The sequence below is a fragment of the Pseudoalteromonas sp. S558 genome, from assembly GCF_005886635.1.
GTDB classification, from domain to species: Bacteria; Pseudomonadota; Gammaproteobacteria; order Enterobacterales; family Alteromonadaceae; genus Pseudoalteromonas; species Pseudoalteromonas aliena.
The window spans coordinates 1-1,378 of the sequence record NZ_PNDU01000332.1; the positions used below are offsets into that span (position 1 = coordinate 1).

General features: G+C 39.6%; 1 pseudogene. It reads right to left on the reverse strand.

The features are described from left to right. A pseudogene (locus tag CWB66_RS22765) lies at window positions 1-1,346 on the reverse strand (IS3 family transposase); the annotation flags it as partial. Window positions 1,347-1,378 lie beyond the last annotated feature (32 nt).

Consider the following 1,378-nt stretch of genomic DNA (forward strand, 5'->3'; position numbering starts at 1 on the left):
AGTTGTCATCGTTGCACCAATTTACAAAGCCGTTACCCATTTCCTTGCGATCGCGATATCTTCAAAGGCTTTTTCAGGGTATTCCGGGCGATACTTTAACGTCTTGAATAACGATTCAGAATAAGGGTTATCATTACTCACAGACGGTCGGCTAAATGAAGGAACAATACCTAACTCCTGCAATGTCGCTAATAACGTTGCCCCTTTCATTGGACTGCCATTATCCGAGTGCAATGTGACTTGCGCTGGCTTTACCTGCTCTCGTCTGCAAATATCTACCATTAAATCAGCTGCCAGTGTACTTAGCTGTGTGTCATAAACCTGCCAACCAACTATTTTTCGACTATAAATATCCATCACTAAATATAAGTATAAAAACTGACCTTTAATAGCTGTTGGCAAATAGGTAATATCCCATGTATAAATTTCGTTTACACGTGTTGCCTTGAGTGCTTTTGGCTTTTTTATCTTTTTATTTGGTTTAACTTTTTCTCTGTGTGTTAATAATTTATGTGATTTCATAACGCGATAAAACGAGCTTTCTGAGGCTATCCACACACCTTTATCCAATAGTTTAGGGACTATCTTGCTGGGTGGTAAATGTCCGTATTCTATTGAATTAACAGTCTTAATTATACGCTGTTGCTCTAATTCAGTTAGCCTGTTTGGTGGTCGCTTTATCGTACTTGTTCGCTTATCTGTCATATCATCAGCTTCAATCCAGCGTTGAATTGTTCTTGCCGTTAGACCAAGTAACTCACATGCTTTTTCTTGCCTTGCCCCTGATTTCTGCGCGTCGGTAATGAGCTTTATCAATTCATGACGCTCAGTTGAGCTGGTTAATCGTCCTCGTTGAAACCCCAGAGCGCATCGGCTTTTTTTTTGAGTACAAGTAAGGCGGCTGTTTCTGCTAACGCTTTGTCTTTACGATTAAGCTCTTTTTGAAGCTGCTTAATTTCTTGTTTGAGCTGTTTACTGTCTGATTTTACGGCCTTCGTTAAAGGCCCTTTAGCAAAATCGTGCTTCCATTTTTTGATATGATGTGGGTAAAGCCCCTTAGCACGGCAATATTCGTTAAGAGCAGCTTCATCTAAACTAGCAGATTCAATAATGGCGTTAAGCCTTTCTTCTAAGCTCCAGTCATGAGGGCGTTTTTCTGTTGTCATGTGACTACCATTATTTTTAGTTTCAAGTTCATGGTTTTTAGCAAGCGCGATCCATCGTTGCAAGGTTGAATAACCGATACCTAAATCAAGCGCAACATCTTCTAAGCGAACATCATCACATTGCGATAATGCTTTTTCAACAGCTTGAACTTTAAATTCTTGTGTAAATCGACGTCTCATTTTATCTGCCTCTATTAAAAGTTAGAAGCGAC